Here is a 24,165-nt window from a genome sequence, read left to right as displayed (position 1 = left end):
CCCGCCGGGTCTCCCCGACGGGCCTTGCTGGAAGCTTCCGCTACCCTGCCGTGCGTCAGTTGCGCGAGCTGCCGAACAGGCGGAGCAGGAACAGGAACATGTTGATGAACGCGAGGTAGAGCTGCAGCGCACCCATGATCGCGACCTTGCCCTGCGCCTCGGTGCCCGCGACATAGGCGTAGAGGCTCTTGATGGCCTGCGTGTGATAGGCGGTCAGGCCCGCGAAGATCAGCACGCCGACGACGCTGAGCACCAGGCTGAACGTGCCCGACTGGACGAACAGGTTGACCACCATCGCGACCAGCAGGCCGACCAGGCCCATGATCAGGAACGAGCCGAAGCCCGACAGATCCTTCTTGGTGGTGTATCCCCACAGGCTCAGCGCGCCGAAGCCGGCGGCGGTGCCGAAGAACACCTGCGCGATCGAAGTGTCGGTATAGGCCAGGAAGATCGTCGAGAGCGACGCGCCGAGCAGGCCGGCATAGGCGAAGAACAGCGTCTTGAGCGTGCTCTCCGACAGGCGGTTCTGGCCGAAGCTCATCGCGAAGACGATCGCCAGCGGCGAGAGCATCACCACCCAGCCGAGCAGCGACGGGCCATAAGCGACCCCGCGGGCGGTTTCCTGGATCGTGAAGAGAAGATTGATCAGGCTGGTCTTGGCAAAGACCAGCGCGACGATACCGGTCAGCAGCACGCCCGAGAGCATGTAGTTGTAGACCGACATCATGTAAGCCCTGAGCCCCGCGTCATACGCTTCCGCGCGCGTGGCCGTCGTCGCATAAGGCGCCGTGCCAGTCCGGGGATCCCAATTCGCCATTTCAAGCTCCTTTGCCCGGCCATCTGCCGGATGCCCTGAATATCATCGCTGGAGCGGGTCTTTTCAAGCGAAACCGGATCGCGCGCCGCCGCCCTTTTGGTTAAGGAGGGCGCCATGCATCGCCTCTTCGTGGGCCTTCGTCCGCCGGCTTCGATCCGCGAGCGGCTCCTCGCACTGATGTGCGGCGTGCCCGGCGCGCGCTGGCAGAGCGACGAGCAGCTCCACATCACGCTGCGCTTCGTCGGCGAAGTCGAGCGGCCGCTGGCCGAGGACGTCGCGCTGGCGCTGTCGGGCGTCCGCTTCCCGCCGCTCGAGATCGCGCTCGACGGCGTCGGCGAGTTCGGCAGCCGCGGCCGCCCCAACGCGCTCTGGGCCGGCGTCCGCCCGCATGACCGCCTCGCCGAGCTTCACAAGAAGATTGATCAGGCCGTGGTCCGCTGCGGCCTGCCCCCCGAGCGCCGCGCCTATCTGCCGCACATCACTCTCGCCCGGATGAATTCGCGCGCCGGCCCCGCCGACCGCTTCCTCGAGGCGCAGTCGGGCCTGTCGAGCCCGCCCTTCGCGCTCGATCATTTCATCCTGTTCGAGAGCCACCTCGGCCATGAGGCGGCGAGCTACCAGGTCGTCGAGCGCTACCCCTTGCGGGGGTAGTCTCACATCGACTGGAACACCCCGCAGGCGATCCGCGCCCCCGAATTGCCCGAGGGATCGGTCTTGTAGTCGTCCGCCGTGGCATGGATCACCAGCGACGCGCCGTCCTGGTCCATCAGCTGCTCGAAGGTGCCGATCGGCAGCACGAAGATCGTGCGGTCGGCGCCGCTCTCGCCCACGTCGAGGTTGGGCATGTCACCCGCGTGCGGGCCGGCCGGATTGTCCTTGCCGTGCTGGTGCTGGGTCGGGTTCCAGTGCGGGCCGGCGCTGGCGAAGTCGGGCGCCTCGCACTTGCCGACGGTATGGACATGCGTGCCGTGGACGCCCTTGGGCAGCCCGGTCGCGTCGACGATCACGCGGATCTTGCCGTCGATCTCCTCGGCCACCGCCTTGCCCACGTCCCGCCCGTCGGCGGTGCGCAGGTCGGCCTGGGCGCGGAAATGCCCGGCCATGTAGCGCGCGTCCTGCTGCGGCGTCGCGCACCCCCCCGCCGCCAGCGCCAGCGCGCACCCGGCCGAAGCCATCCAAAACCGCATGCCGGTCATGGGCCTGTCCTCCCTCGATTCCATTCTTGCCACGTAATGGCGTGCCGCGGCGCCCGTTCCAAGAGGGCGCGCGGCGAAATTCGGCTCAGCTCACCCGGAACGACGCCCCGAACAGCAGCACGTCCGAATCCGGCGGCGACACCTGCAGCTCGCCTCCGCCCTGCGTCACCAGCGCATGGACCAGATAGGCGGCCGCCGCGCGCGGAGTGATCGGCAGCTCGTCGCGCCCCCCGGCAAGCGCGCTGCGCAGCTCGGGGTCGAGCACGATGCGCGGCCCGTCGGCGCGCACCACGATCTCGATATGGCCCTCGACGATCTCCGCGCCGATGTCGAGCTGGCCGCCGCGGACCAGCGCATCGCCGCCGATCAGCGCCAGGTTGAGCAGCACCTTGATTGCCTGCTTGGGCAGCACCGGGTCCTCGACCATCCAGCCGATCTTCACCCGGTGGTTGTCGCCGAACAGCCCTTCGATCGCCGCCTGCGCCTCGCGCGTGTCGACCGTCTCGCCGAAGCCGCCCGCGGCGCCGAAGGCCAGGCGGAAGAACTTGAGCTTGTTCGCAGAAGCCTTGGCGCTCTCGCTCAGCAGCTCGAGGCAGCGCGCGCGCATCTCGGGGTCATGCTCGTCGGCGAGCAGCTCGAGGCCGTTGTTGAGCGCCCCCACCGGGCTCAGCAGATCGTGGCACAGCCGCGAACAGAGAAGGCTCGCGAAATCGGTGGGGCTGATGTTCAAGATAATGGCTCCGGCTAGCGGGCCCCTCTTTGGCGCAGCGCGCCCGGGCCTGCAAGCCGGAGCCTTCCCGGCAGGCGGCTATACCACCTTGCGGCCCGAGAAGAGCTGGATCAGCCCGACGACCAGCGCCACGACCAGCAGGATGTGGATCAGGCCGCCGGCGACGTGGAGCGAGAAGCCCAGCAGCCAAAGGACCAGCAGGATGACGACGATCGTCCAGAGCATGGGAAAATCTCCGTGTTGGGGAGCCTCTGAACGTGTTGCACAGCCGGAACGTTCCCGCCCTGCGTCTTGCATCCCCGTCCCAGCCATTTAGGGGTGCGCCATGCAGTCTTACGATGTGGTCATAGTCGGCGCGGGCCATGCGGGCGCCCAGGCGGCGATCGCGCTCCGCCAGCAGGGCTTCACCGGCAGCATCGCGCTGGTCGGCGACGAGCCCGAGCTGCCCTATGAGCGCCCGCCGCTCTCCAAGGAATATCTGCTCGGCGACAAGAGCTTCGAGCGCATGCTGATCCGCAATGCCGCCTTCTGGGAAGAGCGGCAGGTGACGCTCCTCCCCTGCCGCCGCATCGCCGCGGTCGATCACGCCGCGAAGACCGTCGCCGACGAACAGGGCGAGATCCTCGGCTATGGCGCGCTCGTCTGGGCCGCGGGCGGCGAGCCGCGCCGCCTCGCCTGCCCCGGCGCCGACCTGCCCGGCGTCCATGTGCTGCGCACCAAGGCGCATATCGACGCGATCCTCGCCGCCCTCCCCCAGGCCGAGAAGGTCGCCGTCGTCGGCGGCGGCTATATCGGGCTCGAGGCCGCCGCGGCGCTCACCAAGTTCGGCAAGCAGGTCACCGTGATCGAGGCGCTCGACCGCGTCCTCGCCCGCGTCGCCGGCGAACCGCTGTCGCGCTTCTACGAGGCCGAGCACCGCGCGCACGGCGTCGAAATCCTGACCAACGCCGCGGTCACCGCGATCGAGGAACGCGACGGCCGCGCCGCCGGCGTCCGCCTCCAGGACGGCCGGCTGGTCGAGGCCGATCTGGTGATCGTCGGCATCGGCATCGTCCCCAGCGTCGAGCCGCTGCTCGCCGCTGGCGCGCAGGGCGCCAACGGGGTGACGGTGGACGAGAGCTGCCGCACCAGCCTGCCCGACGTCTATGCCGTCGGCGACTGCGCGCTCCACAGCAACGGCTATGCCGGCGGCGCGCTGGTCCGGCTCGAATCGGTCCAGAACGCCAACGACCAGGCAAGCACCGCGGCGGCGACGATCGCCGGCAAGGAGGCGCGCTACGAGGCGGTGCCCTGGTTCTGGTCGAACCAGTACGACCTCAAGCTCCAGACGGTCGGCATCTCGACCGGCCATGACGCGACGATCCTGCGCGGCGATCCCGCGGCGCGCAGCTTTTCGCTGATCTATCTGCGCGGCGGCAAGGTGATCGCGCTCGATTGCGTCAACGCCACCAAGGACTATGTCCAGGGGCGCAAGCTGCTGCTCGTCCCGGGCGTCGACACAGCGAAGCTCGCCGACACCAAAGTGCCGCTCAAGGAGCTCGTACCGGCGGAATAGGATTTGGCCCGCCTGGCTTCCCACTTTTCCCGCGTTTTCGGAAATGTTGTTGCGCTCCTGCGCAAGGAAATTTCCTTGAGCGCAGTCGGGCGCACCGGCGGAAGTTGACGAACACGACAGCTTCCACGGGGTTTTCGGCTGTCCAGCCAGCCTCGGACTTCAAGCAAGTCGAGGCAGTCGAGCGTTCCGGCTCAGGGCTCCACGGATTCAAAGAACGCCGTCGGCACGGCCGGCGGACTGCCAGCCAAGCAGGCGAAATCCTGCATTGCAAGGACGCCGTCGCCCGCCGTCGGCCGCTCTAGGCAGGCACGAAGCGCAGCGCGGCGCCGTTCATGCAATAGCGCAGCCCGGTCGGCCTGGGGCCGTCGTTGAAGACATGACCGAGATGCCCGTCGCAGCGCGCGCAACGGACTTCGGTGCGGACCATGAACAGGCTGGTGTCGCGCTTCTGCGTGACGGCGTCGGGCAGATGCGTCCAGAAGCTCGGCCAGCCGGTGCCGCTGTCGAACTTGGTGCGCGCGGCGAACAGAGGCAGCGCGCAGCCGGCGCACAGGAAGGTGCCGTTGCGATGCTCCGAATTGAGCGGACTGGAGAAGGCCCGCTCGGTCGCCCCCCGCCGCAGCACCGCATAGGCCTGGGGCGAAAGCCGCCGCCGCCATTCGGCATCGCTGAGGCGCAGCGGCGTCGGCGAAGCGGCGAGCGCCGGCCCGGCCAGCGCGGCGCCGGAGGCGCCGGCCAGCGCGAGGGCGCCGGTGGCGAGGAGGGTTCTGCGATCCTGGGTCCGGGTCATGGGTGGTCATCCGGGTCGCGCGCGGCGGTTGCGCTGCGGGGGCAGGATAGGCGCTGCGGGTGGGGGCCGTCAAAGGCGTTTGCGGGCTAAGAACCAAGGCCCATCTTATCTCCAGGGCCGTGCGCCTGTTCGCCGCCCTTTTCAGTCCGGGGATGCATCTTGCGTCTAAGATAGGCCCTCTGCCGATGAAAGCGTTGCGGCAAATTTCCTGTCGCGCTCTGCCCGCCGCGTGCCGATTGCCGGAAAATTGAAAGGTTCGCGCGCGATGTAGCGGAGTTCAGAAATCCCCAGCATTCGCTGGTGGCTTGTCGTAGCCGTCTCGGCACGGATTGCCGTATATTCACCGAGATAGCGGCGGATGCTTTCGCTTATCTTTACGTCTAGATTTAAGAAAGCCTGCGTATCATTGCAGAACCAATAGTGCTTTCCCCAGCCATCAATCATCCCGTCAACGCGCCTCAATGTGCTTGAAAGCGAGCTTGTGCGATCGAGAGTTTGGCCGTGTCGGATGCCACGCAATGCTTTGAGACTTTCCTCAAAAGCCAATTGTACGGAACGTAGTATCTTGGCTTGGGCCTTCGCCCCCGGTCGGACCGCACCGAGGCAAAGATTGACACCTAGAAAGTCGAATCCATCGTCGATTGATGTGCCGCCCTTTGAGCTTTTCTCGGGAGAAAGCTCCATGCCGAGCGCCTTGAGCATATTCGCGGCTTTCCGAAGGCGCGCCGTCGCAGCCGCCTTGGATGGCGCTAATATGATGAAATCGTCGATATATCGAATGCACCTACAATCACCCTCGTTCATTTCCCGATCGAAGTCGGCAAGAACGATATTTCCGAGGAGTGGCGAAAGGGAATTGCCTTGAGCGACACCAATATCCTCGATGGGGAAATCGACCGCTTTATCTCTGAGCTGCGCCATATTGGATAGCTCAACATCAATGGCTTGACGAAAGAGCGCAATTAGCTCGCCATCATTGATGGCGGCCGCGATGATTTGAGTGACTGCGTCCTTCGAGATTCGCGTGAAGAATGACCGGATATCGGCACTTGCGACAAATCTGGCTCCGGCGCCTATCTCGTCGAGAACCGCCTTGATCGCAGCCGGTACCGCCGAAATAGATTCGGAGCGGGCTAATCTCTCGACTTTTCGTCCGCGCTCGCCTCTGATGCCCCCGAAACTGTAAGGGGTCTGAACAAACGGCTTCAGTGTAGGAACATCGAGCAGCACGTTGAGAATCGCCCTCTGAACGACACGGCTCTCAACCGGCGCAAGTACTATCGGTCTGAACTTACCAGTCTTTTTTCCTCGCCCATCGAGCTTCGGAATGGGAACACCCTTAGCAGGTTCAAACTTGAACGAATTGTGTCCGAGGCGAGATTGGATCGATCTTAATTTGGCCGACGCATCTTCGGCGAAAACCTCCAATTCGAGCCGAACCTCTTCGGATGTCGATGTGCGCCCGTTTCGTTGGATCACGCCCCACGCGTGTTCCAAGTTCCTCAGGTTCCGGACCGCTCTTGTAAGATCTGATGCCAAGCGTCTTTGGGGTCCTGTCGATCAACCTCACCCGCCTGACGGAGCGCTGAACTCAGCAGCGGAACCTTTCGGCCCTTGCCGCTCAATCGGGGTGACGACTTGCGCCGTCGCCTCGCCGTAGCAGGTTCGCTCGCTCTCGACGGTTATCCCGCCAGCCGCGCTTCCTGCCAGAGATCAACGCGAACAGGATAGGAACAACTTCATTGCCGCGTCAATCGATATTGGTGTTCAAAGTCGAGACAGCTCGCCAACTGCCACGCACATCCAATAATAGCATCGCTGACAATTAGGCGCAGCCACTAAGATCGATAGCAAGACACCCCGGAGCCGCTCGTATCCGCTATACCCGAAGCTGGCTCAGGACAAAGTCAGCACGAGCCGATACTGTGTCGCGCGGCAGCATTATGGGAGCATACTCCGCGTTCAGGTAAGCCTGCTGCACGCGTCCATAGTCCTGCAAAGCCTTGTCCAAGCTGTGCCGGCGGTCTTCATCGTTCACATAAATCTCGGGCCATGGCGGCGCGAGGAAAACCCGATCGTAGCGGATGGAATCGATTACTGGCGCTGGATAGTCACCGCCGGTCGCAACGATCGCGACCGCCGCGTCCACGACGCCGCGGTCAAAGAAAGTGAGACCGCGGGCCGCCTCGAAATCACTGACGGACATCTCAAGGGCGCGTCGAGCAAATGCAGCCGCATCGATCCATGGAAGCGTGCGACCATCTCCGGCACGCGCCTCGGCGATGATGCGCCGCCCGGGCTCCGCGACAACGGCGTACCCGCGCCGTTCTAGTTCCGAAAGCAGAGTCGACTTCCCCCCGCCCGAACACCCTGAAATCATCACGAACAAAGCTTCACTCCGCTAACGGTCTGCGTCCCGGTGGACCCCGGCACAAGGCCGGGGTGACGGAAGGGCCTGAGGCCCTCACCCAACCACCACCCCCACCTCCCGAAACCGCCCATGCACCGGGCCGCCTTCCTCCGCCCGCCACAGCCGCGCCGCCGCCCCCGCCACGATCAGCCACAGCTTGCCGTCCGCCGCCGCCATCGCCGCGTCGGTGGCCGAGGGGGTGGCGTCGCCGCTCGGGTGCGAGTGCCAATAGCCGGCGATGCGGGGGCCGCCTGCGCGCTCGGCCCTGAGCGCCGCGAACAGCGCGGCGGGCGCGATCTCGAACCGGCGCTCGGGGTTTTCGGCAACATTCTCAACCACCTGCCAATCGGTGATTTCGGCCGGTCCGCCGAACAGCAGCCCGCATGCCTCCCTGGGCGCAACGATCGCGGATTCCCGCCGGATCGCGTCGAGCAGGCTGGTTGAAATCCTACACTCCATACCTATCTACCGGTACAGAATGGTTCCGGGGGTTTCCATCATTGAAGCGCGTATTTCGGAGGGTGCCGACGGCTGGCGCCTCGACCGGGCGCTTGCGGATGCGGTCCCCACGCTCTCGCGCGAGCGGCTGAAGGCGTTGATCTCGTCGGGAGCCGTGACGGGGCCCGAGGGCCTCGCCCGCGATCCGGCGCGCAAGGCGCTTGCCGGCACGCTGTTCAGCGTCGCGGTGCCCGAGCCCAGGCCGGCGCACAACGAGGCGCAGGAGATCCCGCTCCAGGTCGCGTACGAGGACGAGCATCTGATCGTCATCGACAAGCCCGCGGGGCTGGTGGTCCATCCGGCCGCGGGCAATCTCGACGGCACGTTGGTCAATGCGCTGCTCCACCACTGCGCCGGTCAGCTTTCGGGCATCGGCGGCGTGGCGCGGCCGGGGATCGTCCACCGGATCGACAAGGACACCTCGGGCCTGATGGTCGCGGCCAAGACCGACCGCGCGCATGAAGGGCTGGCGCGCCAGTTCAAGGCGCATTCGATCGACCGGCGCTACAAGGCGATCGTTTCGGGCCGGCTGCTCAAGGCGGAGGGGACGGTGAACGCGCCGCTCGCCCGATCGGCGACCAACCGCAAGAAGATCGCGGTGGTGCGCGAAGGTCAGGGCAAGCACGCGATCACGCATTGGCGTACACTTCGCCCGCTGCGCGGCGCGACTCTGGTCGAGTGCAAGTTGGAGACGGGCCGGACGCATCAGGTCCGGGTCCACATGGCCTCGATCGGCCACCCGCTGGTCGGCGATCCGGTCTATGGCCGTGTGGGCAATCTTCGGGAAGTTCTGGAAACCTTGGATTTCCGACGCCAGGCCTTGCACGCGGCGCATCTGGGGTTCATTCACCCCATCAATAGCCACGCTTTGGCCTTCGAAAGCGAAATGCCTGCGGACATGCAGGAACTGTTCAACCACCTTAACGTATGAGTTTCCGTGGCGCGACGCCTACGGCATCGTGCCCAGTGAAAGGGAGAATGTGATCATGGCAAGCGGAAGCAACGTCCCAGCGACGATCCCCGCGCTCGGCGGAGAGGCGAGCCTCAACCGCTATCTGGCCGAGATCAAGAAGTTTCCGATCCTGGCGCCCGAGCAGGAATATATGCTCGCCAAGCGCTTCCAGGAGCATGGCGACCCTGACGCCGCGGCGCAGCTGGTCACGTCGCACCTGCGACTCGTGGCGAAGATCGCCATGGGCTATCGCGGCTATGGCCTGCCCGTCTCGGAGCTGATTTCCGAGGGGAACATCGGCCTGATGCAGGGCGTCAAGAAGTTCGAGCCCGATCGGGGCTTCCGCCTCGCGACCTATGCGATGTGGTGGATCCGCGCCTCGATCCAGGAATTCATCCTGCGCTCGTGGAGCCTGGTGAAGATGGGCACCACCGCCGCGCAGAAGAAGCTGTTCTTCAACCTGCGCCGGATGAAGGCCAAGCTCGACGCGTTCGAGGACGGCGACCTGAGCCCCGAGCATGTGGCGAAGATCGCGACCGACCTGGGCGTGACCGAGGAAGAGGTCACGTCGATGAACCGCCGCATGGCGATGGGCGGCGACACGTCGCTCAACGTGCCGATGCGCGAGGACAGCGAGGGCCAGTGGCAGGATTGGCTCCAGGACGAGGGCCCGCTGCAGGACGAGCGCGTCGCCGAGGCGCAGGAGGCGGACGTCCGCCACGAGATGCTGACCGAGGCGATGGACGACCTCAACGAGCGCGAGAAGCACATCCTCGCCGAGCGTCGCCTGACCGACGATCCGAAGACGCTCGAGGAGCTGAGCCAGGTCTATGGCGTGTCGCGCGAGCGCGTCCGCCAGATCGAGGTCCGCGCCTTCGAGAAGCTCCAGAAGGCGATGATGCGCCTCGCCGGCGAGAAGCGGCTGCTGGCGGCGCATTGAGCATAGCGCGCGCAGCCGCCGGTTCGCCTTGCGCGCGGCCGGGCCTGCGGGCATGAGCGGCGGCGGGCACGACCTTCGCCCGCTGTCCGCCCCTGCCGTGATACCGACGCCCGACACCATGCCCCAAGCCGCCGCCCGCCAGCCACGATCGCCCAAGGCCCGATCGTCCAAGCCCCTGGGGCGCCGGCTGCTGATGCTGCTGGTGAAGGCCGTGCTCGCCTTCCTGATCGGCTCGCTGCTCTGGGTGCTTGCCTATCGCTTCGTGAACCCGCCGATCACCTTCACCATGATCGGTGACGTGGTCGCCGGGCACGGCGTCACCAAGCAATGGATGCCGCTCTCGCAGATCGACCGCAGCATGCCGCGCGCCGCGATCGGCGCCGAGGACTCGCGCTTCTGCCAGCACGACGGCTTCGACTACAAGGCGATCGCCGCGGCCGCCGCGCGCAACGCCACCGGCAAGCAGCACATTCGCGGCGGATCGACGATCAGCCAGCAGACCGCGAAGAACGTCTTCCTGTGGCAGGGGGGCGGCTATTTCCGCAAAGGCCTGGAGGCCTATTTCACGCTGCTCATCGAGAATATCTGGGGCAAGCGGCGGATCATGGAGGTGTACCTCAACGTCGCCGAGACCGGCATCGGCACCTATGGCGTGAATGCCGGCGCGATGCGCTATTTCAAGCACGACGCCTCGCGCCTCACCGACCGCGAGGCCGCGCAGATCGCGGCGGTGCTGCCGCTCCCGAAGAAGCGCGCCGCGATCGACCCCAGGGGCTTCACGCGGCGCTACGGCAATTCGATCAACCGCCGGATCGGCGTGGTGGCAGGCGACGGCCTCGACGGCTGCCTGCGCTGATTACTGGACCTTCTTGGCCGCGTCCTTGGCAGCGCCGCCGACATCCTTGGCGGCATCCCCGACGCTGTCCGCAGCGCCGGTGATCGCGTCGGTCTTCACTGCTTCGCGGTTGTTCTGGTTGATCAGATAGATCGCGCCGATCACCACGAGGATCAGCACCGCCAGTCCGATCAACAATCCACCGCCGCCTCCGCGACGCTCCACGACCGTGGTGCCCGCAGGCGCGGTCGAGGTTTCGGTCACGCGCTCCGACGTGTTGCCGTCGGTACGCTCAACAACTCGATCGACCATGGAATTCCACTCCTTCAATTGCACGGGTAGCAACCGAGGAGCGCAGCACATGGTTCCGGCGCAACCGTCCTCAGAAGGGAAGCTTGAAACCCGGCGGGAGCGGCAGGCCGCTGCTCATCTTGGACATTTCGGCCTGAGCGACCGCATCGGCCTTGGCGCGCGCGTCGTTGAAGGCGGCGGCGACGAGGTCCTCGACCATGCCCTTCTCGGACGGCTGAAGCAGCGACTCGTCGATGTCGACGCCGATGATCCGCCCCTTGGCGGACGCCTTGACCTTCACAAGGCCGCCGCCCGAGACGCCCTCGACTTCGAGCGTGTCCAGATTCTCCTGCGCCTTGGCAAGCTCGGCCTGGACGTTCTGCGCCATGGCCATCATCTTCTCGAGATCCATATCAACTTCCTGTCTTGGTCCAGCCGATCAGCTCGGCATCGGGAAAGGCCTGCATCGCAGCGGCGACCATCGGCGAGGCCAGCACTGCGTCGCGCTCGGCCGCGTCGTTCGCCGCCTGCTCTTCGCGTAGCGTGAGCGCCGTCGCGTCTTCAACGCACTTGAGGCGCCAATTGACGCCGGTGCTCTCGCGCAACGCCGCGCCGAGCTCGCGCTCGAATTCCTCGGGCATGGCGCGCGACACGCCATAATCCATTTCCGATCCCTCGAACCGGACCGGGCGGAGATAGTCGCGCACCTGCTGCGCGAGCAGGATGCGGCGGTTCGCCTCGAGATGTGCGACGAGCTCGGCCATGCTCGCGGGCAGGCTCGGCCCGGCGGCGGGCGCCTCGGGGGCGGCCGGAGCGGCGGCGGGCGCGGCAGCGGCGGCGGCAGGCGCGGAGACCTGCACGGCGCCGCTCGCGATCTGCCGCGCGAGCTCGCCCGGATCGGGAAGCTGCGAGGCGTGGATCACGCGCAGCAGCGCCATTTCGCACGCCTCGATCGGCAGCGCGGCCTTGGCGACTTCGTCGTGCCCGCGCAGTAGCAGCTGCCACAGCCGGTGGAGCACGGGGAAGGACAGCGAGGTCCATTCGGCGAGCGCCGCCAGCTCCTCGGCCGACTGACCCGCGCCCGGCGTGCTGCCCAGCTTGGCGAGCGTCACGCCGTGCACCGTTTCGAGCAGCGTGCGCAGCACGGCCTGCGGATCGACGCCCAGGTCATATTGGCCGCGCAGCGCCTTGAGCGCGCCCGGCGCATCGCCGGCGAGCAGCAGGCCGAACAAAGCGCGGATCGCGCCGCGATCGGAGAGGCCGAGCATCTGGCGCACGGCCTCGGCACGCACGCCGCCGCCTTCGAGGCCGGCATGCGCGATCGCCTGGTCGAGGATCGACAGCCCGTCGCGCGCCGAACCCTCGGCGGCGCGCGCGATCAGTCCCAGCGCTTCAGGCTCGGCATCGACGCCCTCGGCCTCGACCACGCGCGTAAAGTGCGCCGCAAGCGTCTCGGCGGGGATGCGCCGCAGGTCGAAGCGCTGGCAGCGCGAAAGCACGGTGACGGGCACCTTGTTCACCTCGGTCGTGGCGAACAGGAACTTCACATGGCTCGGCGGCTCCTCGAGCGTCTTGAGCAGCGCGTTGAACGCGCTCTTCGACAGCATGTGGACTTCGTCGATGATGTAGATCTTGTAGCGCGCGCTGACCGCGGCGTAGCGCGACGCCTCGATAATCTCGCGCACGTCGTCGACGCCGGTGTGGCTCGCCGCGTCCATCTCGATCACGTCGATGTGGCGGCCTTCCGCAATCGCGCGGCACGGCTCGCAGACTCCGCACGGATCGATCGTCGGCCCGCCCTGCCCATCCGGCCCGATGCAGTTGAGCGCCTTGGCGATCAGCCGCGCAGTGGAGGTCTTGCCCACCCCGCGGACGCCGGTGAGCAGGAAGGCGTGCGCCAGCCGGTCGCGCTTGATCGCGTTGCCCAAGGTCTGGACCATCGCATCCTGCCCGATCAGCTCGGAGAAGGTCTGCGGCCGATATTTGCGAGCGAGCACGCGATAGGCTTCGGCCTTCGCGGGCTGTGGCGGTTCGTCGAGGCCAAGCAGGGAATCGGACATCAGGGTCTATCTAGGCGCGGCAAATCGCTTTGTCGAAGCGATCAGCTCAGATGACGCACTGCGTGCATGCGCACGTGCAGCACACGCTCGACACGCAGCACGTCAGCGCGAATGCGATAGAAGATGAAATGGCTCCCCTGCCTCAGCCGCCGATAGCCGGCAGGCGACCCGGTCGCCGGCAGACCGCGCCCTGGGTCGCGCGCCACGGCCGAAAAAGCATCCCACAGCTCGTGCACATAGCGATCCGCCTGCTCCTCGCCCCATTGGCCGCGCGTGTAGTCGTAGATCGAGTCGAGATCGCGGCCGGCTGCCGCCGAGACGACGAGCTTCACGCCCGCCAGCGTTTCCGGGCATCGGCCAATATGTCTTCCAGCGAGCGCGAATCGACGCCGCTCGATTCTCCCTCCTTGAGTGCAGCGGCCAGCTCGGGAGTCATCTCCCAGCTTTCCTCCTGCACCAGATCGGTTTCGATCAGGTCGCGCACATAGTCCTCGATGGTCGCATGCGCGCTCTCTCGCACGCGCGCCTCGAGTTCGCGCTTCACGCTGTCGGAAAGATCGAGCCTGATCGTGATCACGGCGGGAGTCTCCCGCGCCAGCGGAAACTTGTCAACGCTATGGCGGGGTGGGAGCCGGAACGACCCGCAACGAAATCGTTACGGCTGCTTCCTTCCGGACCTGACCGGGTTGGCGACGGCTGCGTCCGCCCGACTCCCGCGGCGCATATGGGGGAAGCTTTTCCCGGAGGCAAGCCGGGAGCGGGCTTTCGCGCGCTCCCGGCCGAAATTCACCGCCAGACGCGCACCTTGCGGCAGACCCGGACGCGGTGGCCATGGCGCCACTGGCGCGTGCAGACCGTCTTCCAATGCGCGCGGCGATGGCGCCGGTCGCGATAGCGACGGTTGTCATGATAGCGGCGGTCGTTGCGATCCCAGCCGCGTTCCTGCGCCCCGGCTGCCACGGTGCCATAGGTCGCCTCCGAAAGCGAAACGGCGGGGATCGGGGCTGCCGATGCCGCCGGGGTCGCCAGGACCGCCGCTGCGGCCGCTGCCGCCAGTACGAGTATCTTCATAGCCTCTCTCCTGATTGTCCGGGATGACCCTGTTGCTGCAGGGAAATGGCAGGCCGGAGCATTGGTTCCGGCTATGCCCGCTTGGCAGCACGCTTGGGGTCCGCCTTGCGCTCCTCGAGCACGCCCTCGGCCTCTTCGCCGGTGATGCGCAGCGCCTCGAGCTCGGCCTCGCTCTTGCCCTCGATCCCCATGACCTCGTCGCGCGCGCCCTTCATCGCATGGATCAGCTCGTCGATCTTGAGGTGGAGCGCGGCCTCGTGCCGCTTCTGCTGGTTGAGCACCATCTGGGTGAGCGTGATCGCGAGCACCGAGAGCACCAGCGTGAGCGCCGCGGTGGCATCGTCGCCGAGCGGGAGCAGGAACCAGGCGAGACAGAAGATCACCACCCCGATCTGGGCCATCGGATGACCGGCGATGTTGGCGACTGTCTCCGACACACGGCATCCGGCGTCGTACAGCATCTGGCTCAGGTTCGGTTTCGGCACGGCAGTGAAACGTTCACTGCCCCGCCCCGTTCCCGGAGCTAGCGCCCCTGCATGTCCCGGTGCTCGGGTGGGATGCGGACGGTGAGGCCGTCGAGCTCCGGCGTGAGCAGGATCTGGCAGGCGAGCCGGCTGGTGCGCGTGGCGGCGACGGCGAGATCGAGCATGTCCTCCTCCTCCTCGCTCGCCGGCGGCAGGCGCTCGAAATCCTCGGGCGCGACGATCACATGGCACGTCGAACAGGCCATCTGCCCCTCGCACGTGCCTTCGAGCGGCTGGCCGTCGTTCTGAGCGACATCGAGCAGGATCGCGCCCTCGGCCGCCTCGACCTCGCGGGTTTCCGTCTGGTCGGCGCTGACGAACCGGACACGGATCATGCCGCCACCTTCTGCGCGCGCGCGACGGCATCGATCCGGTCGAGCGCCGCCATCAGCTCCTCTTCGGTCGTGTAGCGGCCGAAGCCGATGCGGACGCTGGAGCGCGCCTGGGCATCGGTGAGGCCGATCGCGCCCAGCACATGGCTGGGCCTTCCCGATCCGCTCGCGCAGGCCGAGCCCGCGGAAAAGGCGATGTCGCGCAGGTCCGACATCAGCCGCGCGACGTCGAGCCCTTCGCGGCGCAGGTTGAGGTTGCCGTGGTAGCGCTCTTCCTGCGAGCCGTTGAGAGTCCAGCCCATGCTCGCCATCCGCGCGAGGCCGGCGCGGAAAAGCTGCTCGGCATGGGCATGATCGGCGCCGAAACGCTGCTTGGCGAGCTTGGCGGCGGCGCCGAAGCCAGCACAGAGCGCCGGAGAGAGCGTGCCCGATCGGCCCGGCTTCTCCTGCCCGCCGCCGTGGAGCAAAGGCTCGAGCGCCACGCCGTCGCGCACCCAGAGTGCGCCGATCCCTTTGGGCCCGTGGATCTTGTGCGCCGAGATGGCGACCAAGTCGCAATTGTCCGGGATCAGCTCGCGGCCATAGCCCTGTACCGCGTCGCACAGGAAGCGCGCACCGGCTTCATGGGCGAGGCGCGCGAGTTGCTCGACCGGCTGGATCGTGCCGATCTCGTTGTTGACCAGCATCGCCGCGACCAGTCCGACGCCGGGGCGGATCGCCTCGCGCGCGGCGGCGAACTCCACCAGGCCGTCGCTGCCGACCGGCAGCACCGTGATCTTGCGGCCGCGCCGCGCCTCGGCCTCGACGGTGTCGAGCACCGCGGCGTGCTCGGTGGCGATGGTGACGATGTCGCCGGTCGTGCCCTTGATCGCCCAGTTGAGCGCCTCGGTCGCGCCGCTGGTGAAAACGAGCGTGCCGCCGGTCGGCATCAGAGCGGCGACCTGGTCGCGCGCCGCCTCCACCGCCGCCTTGGCCGCGCGGCCGGCGGGGTGCGCCGAATGGGGATTGGCGAAATTGTCCTGGAGCCAAGGCAGCATCGCCTGGAACGCCTCGGGCGCGAGCGGAGTGGTCGCCTGATAGTCGAGATAGATCATGCAGCCCTCGTACGCGCTTCGGAGGCGATAGTGCGCCACAATTCGGCGAAGCGGTCGATCTCATCCTCGCTGGTGGTGCGGCCGAAGCTCACGCGGACGACCTCGCGCAGCTCGGGCTCGCTCCAGCCCATCGCGGTGAGCACGTGGCTGGGGCGCATGCTGCCGGAGGAGCAGGCGCTGCCCGCCGAGACCGAGATGCCGGCAAGGTCGAAGCGGATGAGCTGCGCGGCGGACGATACGCCGGGCATGCGATAGGCGCCGATCAGCGGGCTGCGCGGGGTTGCGGCGCCGACGATCTCGCCGCCCGCCGCGCGGATCGCATCCTCCAGCCGAGTGCGCAGCGCGGCCATGCGGGCAAGGTCCTCGGGTTCGGCGACCGCGGCGGCATAACCGAGCGCGCCGGGCAGGTTCTCGGTGCCGGCGCGATAGCCCTTCTCCTGTCCGCCCATCGGCAGCAGCACGCCGAAGTCGCGGACGAGCAGCGCGCCGATCCCCGGCGGGCCGCCGCGCTTGTGCGCCGAGACCGCGACGAGATCGGCGTGGCGCAACACTGCGTCGTCGGCGCGCGCGGGCATCTGGGCGGCATCGACGAGCAGGATGCCGCCCGCGGCGTGGACGATCTCGGCGATGGCGGCGACCGGCTGACGGACGCCCGTCTCGCTGTTGGCCCATTGGACGCAGAGCAGCGTCCGCCCCTTGCCCTCCAGCGCGCGGGCGAGCGCGTCAAGGTTCACCATGCCGTCGGCGCCGACGGGCAGCACGCTCGCGCCCTCCGAATGGCGCAGCACCGAATCATGCTCGACTGCCGTGATCAGCCGCTGCCCGGCCATCGAACGGCCCAGCGCGAGGTGGAGCGATTCGCTGGCGCCCGAGGTCAGCACCAGCTCGTGCGCCCAGCCATAGGCGGCGGCGATGCGGGTGCGCGCGTCCTCCAGCGCGGCGCGGGCGGCGCGTCCCTCGGCGTGCGGCGAAGAAGGGTTCGCCCAGGCCCGCATGCCCTGCTCGACCGCGGCGATCGCGGCGGCCGTCATCGGCGTGGTTGCGGCGTGATCGAGATAGATGCGGTCGGCCAAGTTGGTTCCAATTGCGTGAAGGGCGGCGGTGCCTATATAGCGCGCAACTCCCCGCGCTCCACCGCGCGCGCCCATTCAACAGGTAGAGAACCTTGCCCGAAGTCATCTTCCCCGGTCCCGAAGGGCGCCTCGAAGGCCGTTTCGCTCCCGCACCCAAGCCGCGCGCGCCCGTCGCCATGATCCTCCACCCGCACCCCAATGCGGGCGGCACGATGAACAACCGGATCGTGCAGGAGCTCTACAAGACCTTCCAGCGCCGCGGCTTCGCGACGCTGCGCTTCAACTTCCGCGGCGTCGGCAAGAGCCAGGGCACGTTCGACAACGGCATCGGTGAGCTTTCGGACGCGGCGAGCGCGCTCGACTGGGTGCAGAGCTTCCATCCCGAGGCGCAGACCACCTGGATCGCAGGCTTCAGCTTCGGCGCCTGGATCGGCATGCAGCTGCTGATGCGCCGGCCCGAGATCCGCGGCTTCATCTCGATCGCGCCGCCGGCGAACATGTACGACTTTAGCTTCCTGGCGCCCTGCCCCTCCTCGGGCATCATCATCCAGGGCGAGGCCGACGAAGTCGCGACTCCGGCCGCGACCCAGAAGCTGGTCGACAAGCTGCGCACGCAGAAGCACATCACCATCCACCACGACACCATTCCGGGCGCGAACCATTTCTTCGAGCATGAGATGGACCAGATGATGGGATCGGTGGACCGCTATCTCGACATGCGGCTCGACCCGAACTGTCCGATCCGCTGAGGACACCAACCGTCGTCCCCGTGAAGGCGGGAACGACGGTTTATTGCGGTCAAATCTGCCAGATCAGCAGGTTCCCCAGGATCACCAGCGCGCAGACCAGCATCAGCGCGCCCTTGAGCCGGTCGCTGCGGAAGGTGCGCACGCCGCCCCAGACGAGCGCGAACATGGCGAGGACCGCGATGCTGAGCATCAGCGGATTGAGCGACGGGTCGAGCATTCAGGACACCAGCAGGATCAGCAGCAGGACGAGCAGCGCCGCGCTGCCGGCCAGGATCGCGATCGCGCGCGGGTCGCGGCGATAAGCGGCGAAGGCCACCACGAACAGGAACAGCCCCAGCCCGCGTGTGGCGAGGCTGAGCACCTGCGCGAGCAGGCCGCCGAAGCGTGTCTCGTGCATCAGCCCTCCGATCCCAGCACGGCGGCATAGGCGTCCGGATCGGCATTGCCGCCCGAGAGGATCACGAGCGTTCCGGGGCGCGGCTGGACCTTGCCAGCGAGCAGCGCCGCGAGCGCGACCGCGCCGCCGGGCTCGACCACCAGCCGCAGCTTGGCGGCCGCCCAGCGCTGCGCGTCGCGCACGTCCTTCTCGCTCACCGCCACGCCGGTCACCCCGCGGCGGCTGAGCACGTCGAAGGTGAGCGGCGACACTTGCTTGGTCTGCAGCGCGTCGCAGGCCGTGGCGGGCGGACTGTCGCCGACCGGCTCGATCCATCCGGCATCGAGGCTGCGGCGCATGTCGTCCCAGCCCTCCGGCTCGACCACGATCATCTCGACATCGGGAAGCGCCAGCGCGATCCCCGCCGCCAGCCCGCCGCCGCCGCAGGGCACGAGCACCTGCGATGGATCGGGCAGCTTCCTCTCTACCATCTGGCTCACGGCCTCGATGCCGGCGCTCCCCTGCCCCTCGATCACCCAGGGATCGTCGAAGCTCGGGACCAGCACCGCGCCACGGGCGTGCGCAAGATGCGCGGCGATCTTCTCGCGGCTCTCGGTCGCGCGGTCGTACTTCACCACTTCGGCACCGAGCGCGAGCGTCGCATCGATCTTCACCTTGGGCGCATCGGCCGGCATCACGATCACCGCCGGGATGCCGAGTCGCTTCGCCGCCCAGGCAATGCCCTGCGCATGGTTGCCGGACGAAAAGGCGACGACGCCCTTCTCGCGCGCGGCGGCGTCGAGCGCTGTCAGCCGGTGCCAGGCGCCGCGGATCTTGAAAGCCCCGATCGGCTGCAGCGATTCCGCCTTGAAGCAGACCGGAACGCCGCGAATTTCCGCTGTAAACAGAGGGGTTTGCGGCAGGATGGCCACCAGCTTCGCCGCCGCGTCGCGCACCCCTGCGCGGGTCGGCTGTCGCACAATCGTCACAGTTTAACCCCGCCGTACATTTCCGGGCCTCGAATCACTTTACATGGGGGGACCGCGTCCCTAAATGCCGCCTTCCGCTGCCCCATGGGACTTCCAACCGCAAGGCAGCTTTTCGTCAATGTTTGCCGCAAGGCATTTGGAGGTCCCTTGAATTGCACAAGCACCATAGCGCGCTGGGGCTAGCTGCCGCCCTTCGACCGGTAGCCCCGGTCACGCTCACCCGTCCGCACGCCGCATCGCGTGCCGCCCGCTTCTTCGTGGAGAAGTTTCCGGGCCGCTCGATGTATGCCGTGAAGGCCAATCCCTCGCCGGATCTGCTGCAGATCCTGTGGGATAGCGGGATCACGCATTTCGACGTCGCCTCGATCGCCGAGGTACGGCTCGTCGCCAAGACGCTGCCCGAGGCCACCCTGTGCTTCATGCACCCGGTGAAGGCCGAGGAAGCGATCGAAGAGGCGTATTTCGAGCATGGCGTGCGCGTGTTCAGCCTCGATTCGATCGAGGAGCTGGAGAAGATCGTCCGCGCCACCAAGGGCGCGGAAGACCTGACGCTGTGCGTCCGCCTGCGCGTCTCTTCGGACCATTCGAAGCTCAGCCTCGCCTCCAAGTTCGGCGTGGGCCCGGGTGAATCGAAGGAACTGCTGATCGCAGCCCGCCAGGCGGCGGACGCGCTCGGCATCTGCTTCCACGTCGGTTCGCAGGCGATGGCGCCCGAAGCCTATGCCAATGCGATGGAGCGCGTGCGCTCGGCGATCGTCGAGGCCGGCGTCACCGTCGACGTGATCGACGTCGGCGGAGGCTTCCCCTCGTCGTACCCGGGCATGGAGCCTCCGCCGCTCGAGCATTATTTCGCGACGATCCACCGCGCGTTCGAGAGCCTGCCGATTTCCTATTCGGCCGAGCTCTGGGCGGAGCCGGGCCGCGCGCTGTGCGCCGAGTATAGCTCGCTGATCGTACGCGTCGAGCGGCGCCGCGGTTCGGAGCTCTACATCAACGACGGCGCGTACGGCGCGCTGTTCGACGCCGCGCACATCGGCTGGCGCTTCCCCGTCCGTCTCCTCCGCGAGCCGGATTCGAACGCCCGCGACGTGGAGTTCAGCTTCTACGGCCCGACGTGCGACGACCTCGATCATATGGCAGGCCCGTTCCTGCTGCCCGCCGACGTGCAGGCCGGCGACTATATCGAGATCGGCATGCTCGGCGCGTACGGCGCGGCGATGCGCACGGCGTTCAACGGTTTCGGCGCAACCGAGACCGCGATCGTCGACGACGAGCCGATGACGTCGCTCTACCTGGGCGAAGCCGCGGAACGCGCGCTGCCTTCGAACGTCGTCAAGCTGTAACGGCTGAACGCTAGCCGCCTTCGCTCCCCTCCCGCTTGCGGGAGGGAGTATCAGGTCGATCGTCCCCCGGACGATCTGAAATGGCCGGGGGCCATTTCACCTGATACTGGGAGGGCATGGCTTTCGGGGAAGGCTGTTGCAGCCCCTCCCCTAACCCCTCCCGCAAGCGGGAGGGGAACTTACGGGTTTCCGCGTCCCCTTGAATGACGGCGGCCATTGGAAAGAATGGGAGTTCCCATGTCCGACACCCTCACCAAGACCGCGGCGGCAAACCCGCCGATCAACGACACCCGCAAGGCCGAGCTTCTGTCGAAGGAAGTGAAGCACATCGACATCACCAAGTTCGATGCGCGCCCGATCGTCGACGCGATGGCCGACATGAGCTTCACCAGCCGCGACCTCGGCCGCGCGACCAACATCTACAACCAGATGCTGGCCGACAAGGATTGCACGATCTTCCTGGTGATCGCGGGCTCGACCTCGGCCGGCGGCTGCATGGACCTCTATGCCGAGCTGGTGCGCAACAACATGGTCGACGGCATCGTCGCGACCGGCGCGACGATCGTCGACATGGATTTCTTCGAGGGCCTCGGCCACAAGCATTATCAGGCGCTCGAGATCCCCGACGACGACACGCTGCGCTCGCTCTACATCGACCGCATCTACGACACGTACATCGACGAGGAAGACCTCCAGCACGTCGATCACACGATCTTCGAGATCGCCGAGAGCCTCGAGCCGGGCGCCTATTCGTCGCGCGCCTTCATCCGCGAGATGGGCAAGTATCTGGTCGAGCATGGCAAGAAGGAGAACAGCCTCGTCAAGCTCGCCTACGAGCATGACGTGCCGATCTTCTGCCCGGCGTTCGTGGACAGCTCGGCCGGCTTCGGCCTCGTCAAGCATCAGGTCGACGCTGCCAAGGCCGGCAAGCCCTACGTCATGATCGACGCGGTCGCGGACTTCCGCGAGCTCACCCAGATCAAGATCGAGGCCGGCACCACCGGCCTGCTGATGATCGGCGGCGGCGTGCCGAAGAACTTCATCCAGGACACCGTCGTCTGCGCCGAGATCCTCGGTCACGAGGACGTCGCGGTGCACAAGTACGCGGTCCAGATCACGGTCGCCGACGTCCGCGACGGCGCCTGCTCGTCCTCGACGCTGCAGGAAGCCGCCTCGTGGGGCAAGGTCAACACCGGCATCGAGCAGATGGTCTTCGCCGAGGCCGGCTCGGTGATGCCGCTGCTGGCGTCGGACGCCTATCACCGCGGCTATTGGAAGGACCGCGCCAAGCGCGGCTGGGCGAAGCTGTTCGGCTGAGCCTCTATTTCCCCTCCCTGCAAGGGAGGGGATCAAGGGGTGGTTAGAAAAGGCCGGGCTCGATGCCCGGCCTTTCTTTTTTCACCGCATCTCGTTGGGCTCGCCTTCGGCTCGCACCCACCCTCAGCCCCTCGCCGCAGGGAGGTGAGCTTGCAGCCCTATCCCCGCGCCTCGCGGGCCGACTGGTTGAGCTGCGCCAGCGTCGCCTCGAACCGCCCTTCGGCTTCCGCATTGCGCAGGAACTTCACGCGCTCGACCAGTATCTCCGCCGGCGTCGGCTGCTGGCCGAACAGCGCCATCACTTCGTCGATGAAGTCCTCGAGCGGCAGATAGCCGGGCCGGCTCTCCTGCCCCGGCGTGAGCCCGGTCTGGACCGCGGGCGGGACGAGCTCGATCACTTCCACCTTGCCCCGCAGCGCCTCGCGCAGCGACACGGTGTAGCTGTGGATCGCGGCCTTGGTGGCATTGTAGGTCGGCGTATCGACCAGCGGGACATAGGCGAGCCCCGACGAGACGTTGACGATCGCCGCGTCCGCCTGTGCGGCGAGGTGATCGACCAGCGCATTGGTCAGCCGGATCGGGCCGAGCAGGTTGGTGGTGATCGTCGCCTCGGCGTCGGCGAGGTCGCGGCGCGTGTCGAGCGCCTCGAAGCGCATGATGCCGGCGTTGTTGACCAGCACGTTGAGCTCGGGATGCTCGGCGAGCACGCGGCGGGCGAAGTCCTCGACGCCTTCGGCGCTCTCGACGTCGAGCTGCATCACCGCGATGCCCGGCCGCCCCTCCGCCGCACGTTCCAGCGCATCGAGCCGGCGTCCGGCGATGATCACCTTGTTGCCCAGGTCATGGAAGTGGTGCGCCAGCGCTTCGCCGATGCCCGATCCGCCGCCAGTGATGAGGATGGTGTTGCCGTTGGTCTTCATCTGCCGTCTCCCGTTTCTGCGGTTGATGGCTGCCCATATATCGCTACAGTATCGTATCGAAAGAAGGCACCCGAAAGATTTATACTTACCATTTGGAGAGTGTGAGATGACCGCGGTCTCGCCCAAGCCATGGCCGGACGCCGATCCACGCGTCGATGCGCTGGTGAACGACGTGATCGGCCGCGTGGCCGACAAATGGACGATGCTGATCCTCGAAGTGCTCGCGGATCATGGCGAGCTGCGCTTCACGCGCGTCGGCAAGCTGGTGCCCGGGATCAGCCAGAAGATGCTCACCCAGACGCTGCGCCAGATGGAGCGCGACGGGCTGGTGGTGCGCACCGTCCATCCGGTGATCCCCCCGCGCGTCGAATATCGCCTTACCGAGCTGGGGCTGAGCCTGGGAGCGGCCTTCTGCGGGGTGTGGACCTGGGCGGAGGATAATCTCGAACGGATCGAGACGGCGCGGCGCAGCTTCGATGCGCGGCAGGACCTCCTCACCCCTCCGTGAAATGGAGAGGCAAGGGGTGGGTGTAGGGCCGGGCTTAGGGCTTGGCTTCGCCCGCGACCCAGGATGCCGGGCTCGCGGCGGGCGTGTCCGCCGGCGGGTTGCCGCTCATGGTGAGCCGGTCATAGGCCTGGCCGCCCAGCCCCTCGGTCTGCGCATTGATCTGCGGCGGAGCATAGGGCTCGGCGGCCTCGAGCAGATCGTAGACGATGGTCACCTTGCTGCCGACCGGCGTGAGATCGAAGAGCTGGCGGGCGAACTTGACCGGCAGCCGCACGCAGCCATGCGAGGCGGGACGCCCGGGAATATAGCCGCCGTGCAGCGCGATCCCGTCCCAGGTGAGCCGCTGCATGTGCGGCATCGGTGCATCGCTGTAGAGGTTCGAACGGTGGAAGGCCTGCTTCTGCAGGATGGTGAACTCGCCGGTCGGCGTGTCGTAGCCCGGTGCCCCGGTCGAAACCGTGGTCTCGGCCAGCAGCCGCCCGCCGCGATAGAGATAGGCACGCTGCGCGACCAGGCTGACGACGAGCGAAAGCGGCTCCGTGGCGGTGCTCGCGGCGATCTGCGCGGGCTGCTCGTGCCAGACGAACTGGCCGGGCTTGAGCGGGTGGGTGTCGGGCTGCACGGTTCCCTCCGCGGCTTGGGCCACGGCGGGCGTGGCGGGCAGCGCGGCAAGCAGCGCAAGCGCGATCAACGCGCTCGGGCCGGTTCTCATTTTCCTTCTCCGTCAATCGCTTGGGCGGGCGCCCGTTTCACGGGATTCAACGTAGCTGGGCGCAGTTGGTGCCCTGACCGACT

32 protein-coding genes and 1 other RNA gene are annotated in these 24,165 nt (G+C 67.1%); 9 read left to right on the top strand and 24 right to left on the bottom strand.

All coding sequences use genetic code 11. The features are described from left to right. Positions 1 to 55: 55 nt before the first annotated feature. Entirely contained in the window at positions 56 to 817 is a 762-nt protein-coding gene (locus J7500_RS08185) for a Bax inhibitor-1/YccA family protein (protein WP_294061210.1), read from the bottom strand. Between the two features lie 114 nt (positions 818 to 931). Here J7500_RS08185 and thpR point away from each other — a divergent pair, with 114 nt between their 5' ends. After that, positions 932 to 1,468 carry an RNA 2',3'-cyclic phosphodiesterase gene (gene thpR / locus J7500_RS08180; RefSeq protein WP_294061209.1) on the top strand — a complete coding sequence of 179 codons (537 nt, stop codon included), beginning with the start codon at positions 932 to 934 and terminating at the stop codon, positions 1,466 to 1,468. A gap of 2 nt (positions 1,469 to 1,470) precedes the next feature. On the opposite strand, the gene J7500_RS08175 is transcribed toward thpR, so the two are convergent. From J7500_RS08175 to J7500_RS08165, 3 genes are all read right to left on the bottom strand, one after another. Next, on the bottom strand, positions 1,471 to 1,992 hold the full coding sequence (locus J7500_RS08175; RefSeq protein WP_294061208.1) for a superoxide dismutase family protein: 522 nt from the start codon (positions 1,990 to 1,992) through the stop codon (positions 1,471 to 1,473). Positions 1,993 to 2,098: 106 nt separating this feature from the next. Continuing rightward, on the bottom strand, positions 2,099 to 2,743 hold the full coding sequence (locus tag J7500_RS08170) for a histidine phosphotransferase family protein (RefSeq protein WP_294061207.1): 645 nt from the start codon (positions 2,741 to 2,743) through the stop codon (positions 2,099 to 2,101). Between the two features lie 78 nt (positions 2,744 to 2,821). Then, complete coding sequence (locus J7500_RS08165) at positions 2,822 to 2,968, bottom strand: lmo0937 family membrane protein (RefSeq protein WP_294061206.1); 147 nt, start codon at positions 2,966 to 2,968, stop codon at positions 2,822 to 2,824. A gap of 100 nt (positions 2,969 to 3,068) precedes the next feature. On the opposite strand from J7500_RS08165, the gene J7500_RS08160 reads away from it, so the two are divergent. After that, complete coding sequence (locus tag J7500_RS08160; RefSeq protein ID WP_294061205.1) at positions 3,069 to 4,298, top strand: FAD-dependent oxidoreductase; 1,230 nt, start codon at positions 3,069 to 3,071, stop codon at positions 4,296 to 4,298. A gap of 298 nt (positions 4,299 to 4,596) precedes the next feature. On the opposite strand, the gene msrB is transcribed toward J7500_RS08160, so the two are convergent. The 4 genes from msrB to J7500_RS08140 all read right to left on the bottom strand — a co-directional run bounded on the left by msrB (position 4,597) and on the right by J7500_RS08140 (position 7,957). After that, positions 4,597 to 5,088 carry a peptide-methionine (R)-S-oxide reductase MsrB gene (gene msrB, locus J7500_RS08155; protein ID WP_294061203.1) on the bottom strand — a complete coding sequence of 164 codons (492 nt, stop codon included), beginning with the start codon at positions 5,086 to 5,088 and terminating at the stop codon, positions 4,597 to 4,599. Between the two features lie 165 nt (positions 5,089 to 5,253). After that, complete coding sequence (locus J7500_RS08150; RefSeq protein WP_294061201.1) at positions 5,254 to 6,516, bottom strand: reverse transcriptase domain-containing protein; 1,263 nt, start codon at positions 6,514 to 6,516, stop codon at positions 5,254 to 5,256. 451 nt (positions 6,517 to 6,967) lie between these two features. Next, positions 6,968 to 7,468, bottom strand: a complete 501-nt coding sequence (locus J7500_RS08145) for an AAA family ATPase (RefSeq protein ID WP_294062140.1) — start codon at positions 7,466 to 7,468, stop codon at positions 6,968 to 6,970. An 84-nt stretch (positions 7,469 to 7,552) separates the two neighbouring features. Continuing rightward, positions 7,553 to 7,957, bottom strand: coding sequence for a M67 family metallopeptidase (locus J7500_RS08140; protein ID WP_294061199.1), 405 nt, complete (start codon positions 7,955 to 7,957; stop codon positions 7,553 to 7,555). Between the two features lie 19 nt (positions 7,958 to 7,976). Between J7500_RS08140 and J7500_RS08135 the strand changes: the two genes are divergently transcribed. The 3 genes from J7500_RS08135 to mtgA all read left to right on the top strand — a co-directional run bounded on the left by J7500_RS08135 (position 7,977) and on the right by mtgA (position 10,744). After that, a complete protein-coding gene (locus J7500_RS08135; protein ID WP_294061197.1) occupies positions 7,977 to 8,927 on the top strand; it encodes an RluA family pseudouridine synthase in 951 nt (316 codons plus the stop codon). Positions 8,928 to 8,982: 55 nt separating this feature from the next. Continuing rightward, positions 8,983 to 9,888 carry an RNA polymerase sigma factor RpoH gene (gene rpoH, locus J7500_RS08130; protein ID WP_294061195.1) on the top strand — a complete coding sequence of 302 codons (906 nt, stop codon included), beginning with the start codon at positions 8,983 to 8,985 and terminating at the stop codon, positions 9,886 to 9,888. 193 nt (positions 9,889 to 10,081) lie between these two features. Next, positions 10,082 to 10,744 carry a monofunctional biosynthetic peptidoglycan transglycosylase gene (mtgA, locus tag J7500_RS08125; protein WP_294062139.1) on the top strand — a complete coding sequence of 221 codons (663 nt, stop codon included), beginning with the start codon at positions 10,082 to 10,084 and terminating at the stop codon, positions 10,742 to 10,744. Here mtgA and J7500_RS08120 read toward each other — a convergent pair whose 3' ends face one another. The 11 genes from J7500_RS08120 to J7500_RS08070 all read right to left on the bottom strand — a co-directional run bounded on the left by J7500_RS08120 (position 10,745) and on the right by J7500_RS08070 (position 17,168). Beyond that, positions 10,745 to 11,035 (bottom strand): hypothetical protein, encoded by a 291-nt coding sequence (locus J7500_RS08120; protein WP_294061194.1) that lies wholly within the window; start codon positions 11,033 to 11,035, stop codon positions 10,745 to 10,747. 70 nt (positions 11,036 to 11,105) lie between these two features. After that, on the bottom strand, positions 11,106 to 11,426 hold the full coding sequence (locus J7500_RS08115; RefSeq protein WP_294061192.1) for a YbaB/EbfC family nucleoid-associated protein: 321 nt from the start codon (positions 11,424 to 11,426) through the stop codon (positions 11,106 to 11,108). A gap of 1 nt (position 11,427) precedes the next feature. Continuing rightward, complete coding sequence (locus J7500_RS08110; RefSeq protein WP_294061190.1) at positions 11,428 to 13,074, bottom strand: DNA polymerase III subunit gamma/tau; 1,647 nt, start codon at positions 13,072 to 13,074, stop codon at positions 11,428 to 11,430. Positions 13,075 to 13,115: 41 nt separating this feature from the next. After that, positions 13,116 to 13,406 (bottom strand): type II toxin-antitoxin system RelE/ParE family toxin, encoded by a 291-nt coding sequence (locus J7500_RS08105; protein WP_294061188.1) that lies wholly within the window; start codon positions 13,404 to 13,406, stop codon positions 13,116 to 13,118. After that, positions 13,403 to 13,651: a hypothetical protein gene (locus J7500_RS08100; RefSeq protein ID WP_294061186.1), complete on the bottom strand. Its 249-nt coding sequence runs from the start codon at positions 13,649 to 13,651 to the stop codon at positions 13,403 to 13,405. Before J7500_RS08100 ends, J7500_RS08105 begins: the two co-directional genes overlap by 4 nt. A gap of 43 nt (positions 13,652 to 13,694) precedes the next feature. Next, an RNA gene (ffs, locus tag J7500_RS08095) (signal recognition particle sRNA small type) lies at positions 13,695 to 13,792 on the bottom strand. Between the two features lie 68 nt (positions 13,793 to 13,860). Further along, complete coding sequence (locus tag J7500_RS08090; protein WP_294061185.1) at positions 13,861 to 14,145, bottom strand: hypothetical protein; 285 nt, start codon at positions 14,143 to 14,145, stop codon at positions 13,861 to 13,863. 71 nt (positions 14,146 to 14,216) lie between these two features. Continuing rightward, positions 14,217 to 14,630: a low affinity iron permease family protein gene (locus J7500_RS08085; protein WP_294061183.1), complete on the bottom strand. Its 414-nt coding sequence runs from the start codon at positions 14,628 to 14,630 to the stop codon at positions 14,217 to 14,219. Between the two features lie 38 nt (positions 14,631 to 14,668). Beyond that, the gene (locus J7500_RS08080; RefSeq protein WP_294061182.1) at positions 14,669 to 15,004 is read right to left on the bottom strand and encodes a 2Fe-2S iron-sulfur cluster-binding protein; all 336 of its coding nucleotides are present in this window, start codon (positions 15,002 to 15,004) and stop codon (positions 14,669 to 14,671) included. Next, complete coding sequence (locus J7500_RS08075) at positions 15,001 to 16,095, bottom strand: cysteine desulfurase family protein (protein WP_294061180.1); 1,095 nt, start codon at positions 16,093 to 16,095, stop codon at positions 15,001 to 15,003. The genes J7500_RS08080 and J7500_RS08075 overlap by 4 nt, the downstream gene beginning before the upstream one ends. Then, the gene (locus J7500_RS08070) at positions 16,092 to 17,168 is read right to left on the bottom strand and encodes an aminotransferase class V-fold PLP-dependent enzyme (protein ID WP_294061179.1); all 1,077 of its coding nucleotides are present in this window, start codon (positions 17,166 to 17,168) and stop codon (positions 16,092 to 16,094) included. Before J7500_RS08070 ends, J7500_RS08075 begins: the two co-directional genes overlap by 4 nt. Before the next feature lie 92 nt (positions 17,169 to 17,260). Here J7500_RS08070 and J7500_RS08065 point away from each other — a divergent pair, with 92 nt between their 5' ends. Further along, positions 17,261 to 17,917 carry an alpha/beta hydrolase gene (locus J7500_RS08065; RefSeq protein WP_294061177.1) on the top strand — a complete coding sequence of 219 codons (657 nt, stop codon included), beginning with the start codon at positions 17,261 to 17,263 and terminating at the stop codon, positions 17,915 to 17,917. A 49-nt stretch (positions 17,918 to 17,966) separates the two neighbouring features. On the opposite strand, the gene J7500_RS08060 is transcribed toward J7500_RS08065, so the two are convergent. From J7500_RS08060 to J7500_RS08050, 3 genes are read right to left on the bottom strand one after another with little or no spacing between them, the layout of a single operon-like run. Next, complete coding sequence (locus J7500_RS08060; RefSeq protein WP_294061176.1) at positions 17,967 to 18,134, bottom strand: hypothetical protein; 168 nt, start codon at positions 18,132 to 18,134, stop codon at positions 17,967 to 17,969. Further along, positions 18,135 to 18,314 carry a hypothetical protein gene (locus J7500_RS08055; RefSeq protein WP_294061175.1) on the bottom strand — a complete coding sequence of 60 codons (180 nt, stop codon included), beginning with the start codon at positions 18,312 to 18,314 and terminating at the stop codon, positions 18,135 to 18,137. It abuts the gene before it with no gap. After that, entirely contained in the window at positions 18,314 to 19,282 is a 969-nt protein-coding gene (locus tag J7500_RS08050) for a threonine/serine dehydratase (protein ID WP_294061174.1), read from the bottom strand. The genes J7500_RS08055 and J7500_RS08050 overlap by 1 nt, the downstream gene beginning before the upstream one ends. Before the next feature lie 152 nt (positions 19,283 to 19,434). On the opposite strand from J7500_RS08050, the gene J7500_RS08045 reads away from it, so the two are divergent. Together J7500_RS08045 and J7500_RS08040 are read left to right on the top strand one after the other, a co-directional pair. Beyond that, positions 19,435 to 20,625 carry a type III PLP-dependent enzyme gene (locus tag J7500_RS08045; RefSeq protein WP_294061173.1) on the top strand — a complete coding sequence of 397 codons (1,191 nt, stop codon included), beginning with the start codon at positions 19,435 to 19,437 and terminating at the stop codon, positions 20,623 to 20,625. A 237-nt stretch (positions 20,626 to 20,862) separates the two neighbouring features. Further along, positions 20,863 to 21,942: a deoxyhypusine synthase gene (locus J7500_RS08040; RefSeq protein ID WP_294061171.1), complete on the top strand. Its 1,080-nt coding sequence runs from the start codon at positions 20,863 to 20,865 to the stop codon at positions 21,940 to 21,942. Positions 21,943 to 22,100: 158 nt separating this feature from the next. On the opposite strand, the gene J7500_RS08035 is transcribed toward J7500_RS08040, so the two are convergent. Beyond that, positions 22,101 to 22,862: an SDR family oxidoreductase gene (locus tag J7500_RS08035; protein ID WP_294061169.1), complete on the bottom strand. Its 762-nt coding sequence runs from the start codon at positions 22,860 to 22,862 to the stop codon at positions 22,101 to 22,103. 106 nt (positions 22,863 to 22,968) lie between these two features. On the opposite strand from J7500_RS08035, the gene J7500_RS08030 reads away from it, so the two are divergent. Next, the gene (locus J7500_RS08030; protein WP_294061168.1) at positions 22,969 to 23,370 is read left to right on the top strand and encodes a helix-turn-helix domain-containing protein; all 402 of its coding nucleotides are present in this window, start codon (positions 22,969 to 22,971) and stop codon (positions 23,368 to 23,370) included. Between the two features lie 34 nt (positions 23,371 to 23,404). Here J7500_RS08030 and J7500_RS08025 read toward each other — a convergent pair whose 3' ends face one another. Then, positions 23,405 to 24,082: a L,D-transpeptidase family protein gene (locus J7500_RS08025; protein ID WP_294061167.1), complete on the bottom strand. Its 678-nt coding sequence runs from the start codon at positions 24,080 to 24,082 to the stop codon at positions 23,405 to 23,407. Positions 24,083 to 24,165 lie beyond the last annotated feature (83 nt).

Source organism: Sphingomonas sp. (genome assembly GCF_017744835.1).
Lineage (GTDB): Bacteria > Pseudomonadota > Alphaproteobacteria > Sphingomonadales > Sphingomonadaceae > Sphingomonas.
This window is presented reverse-complemented; position numbering and strand designations above follow the sequence as displayed.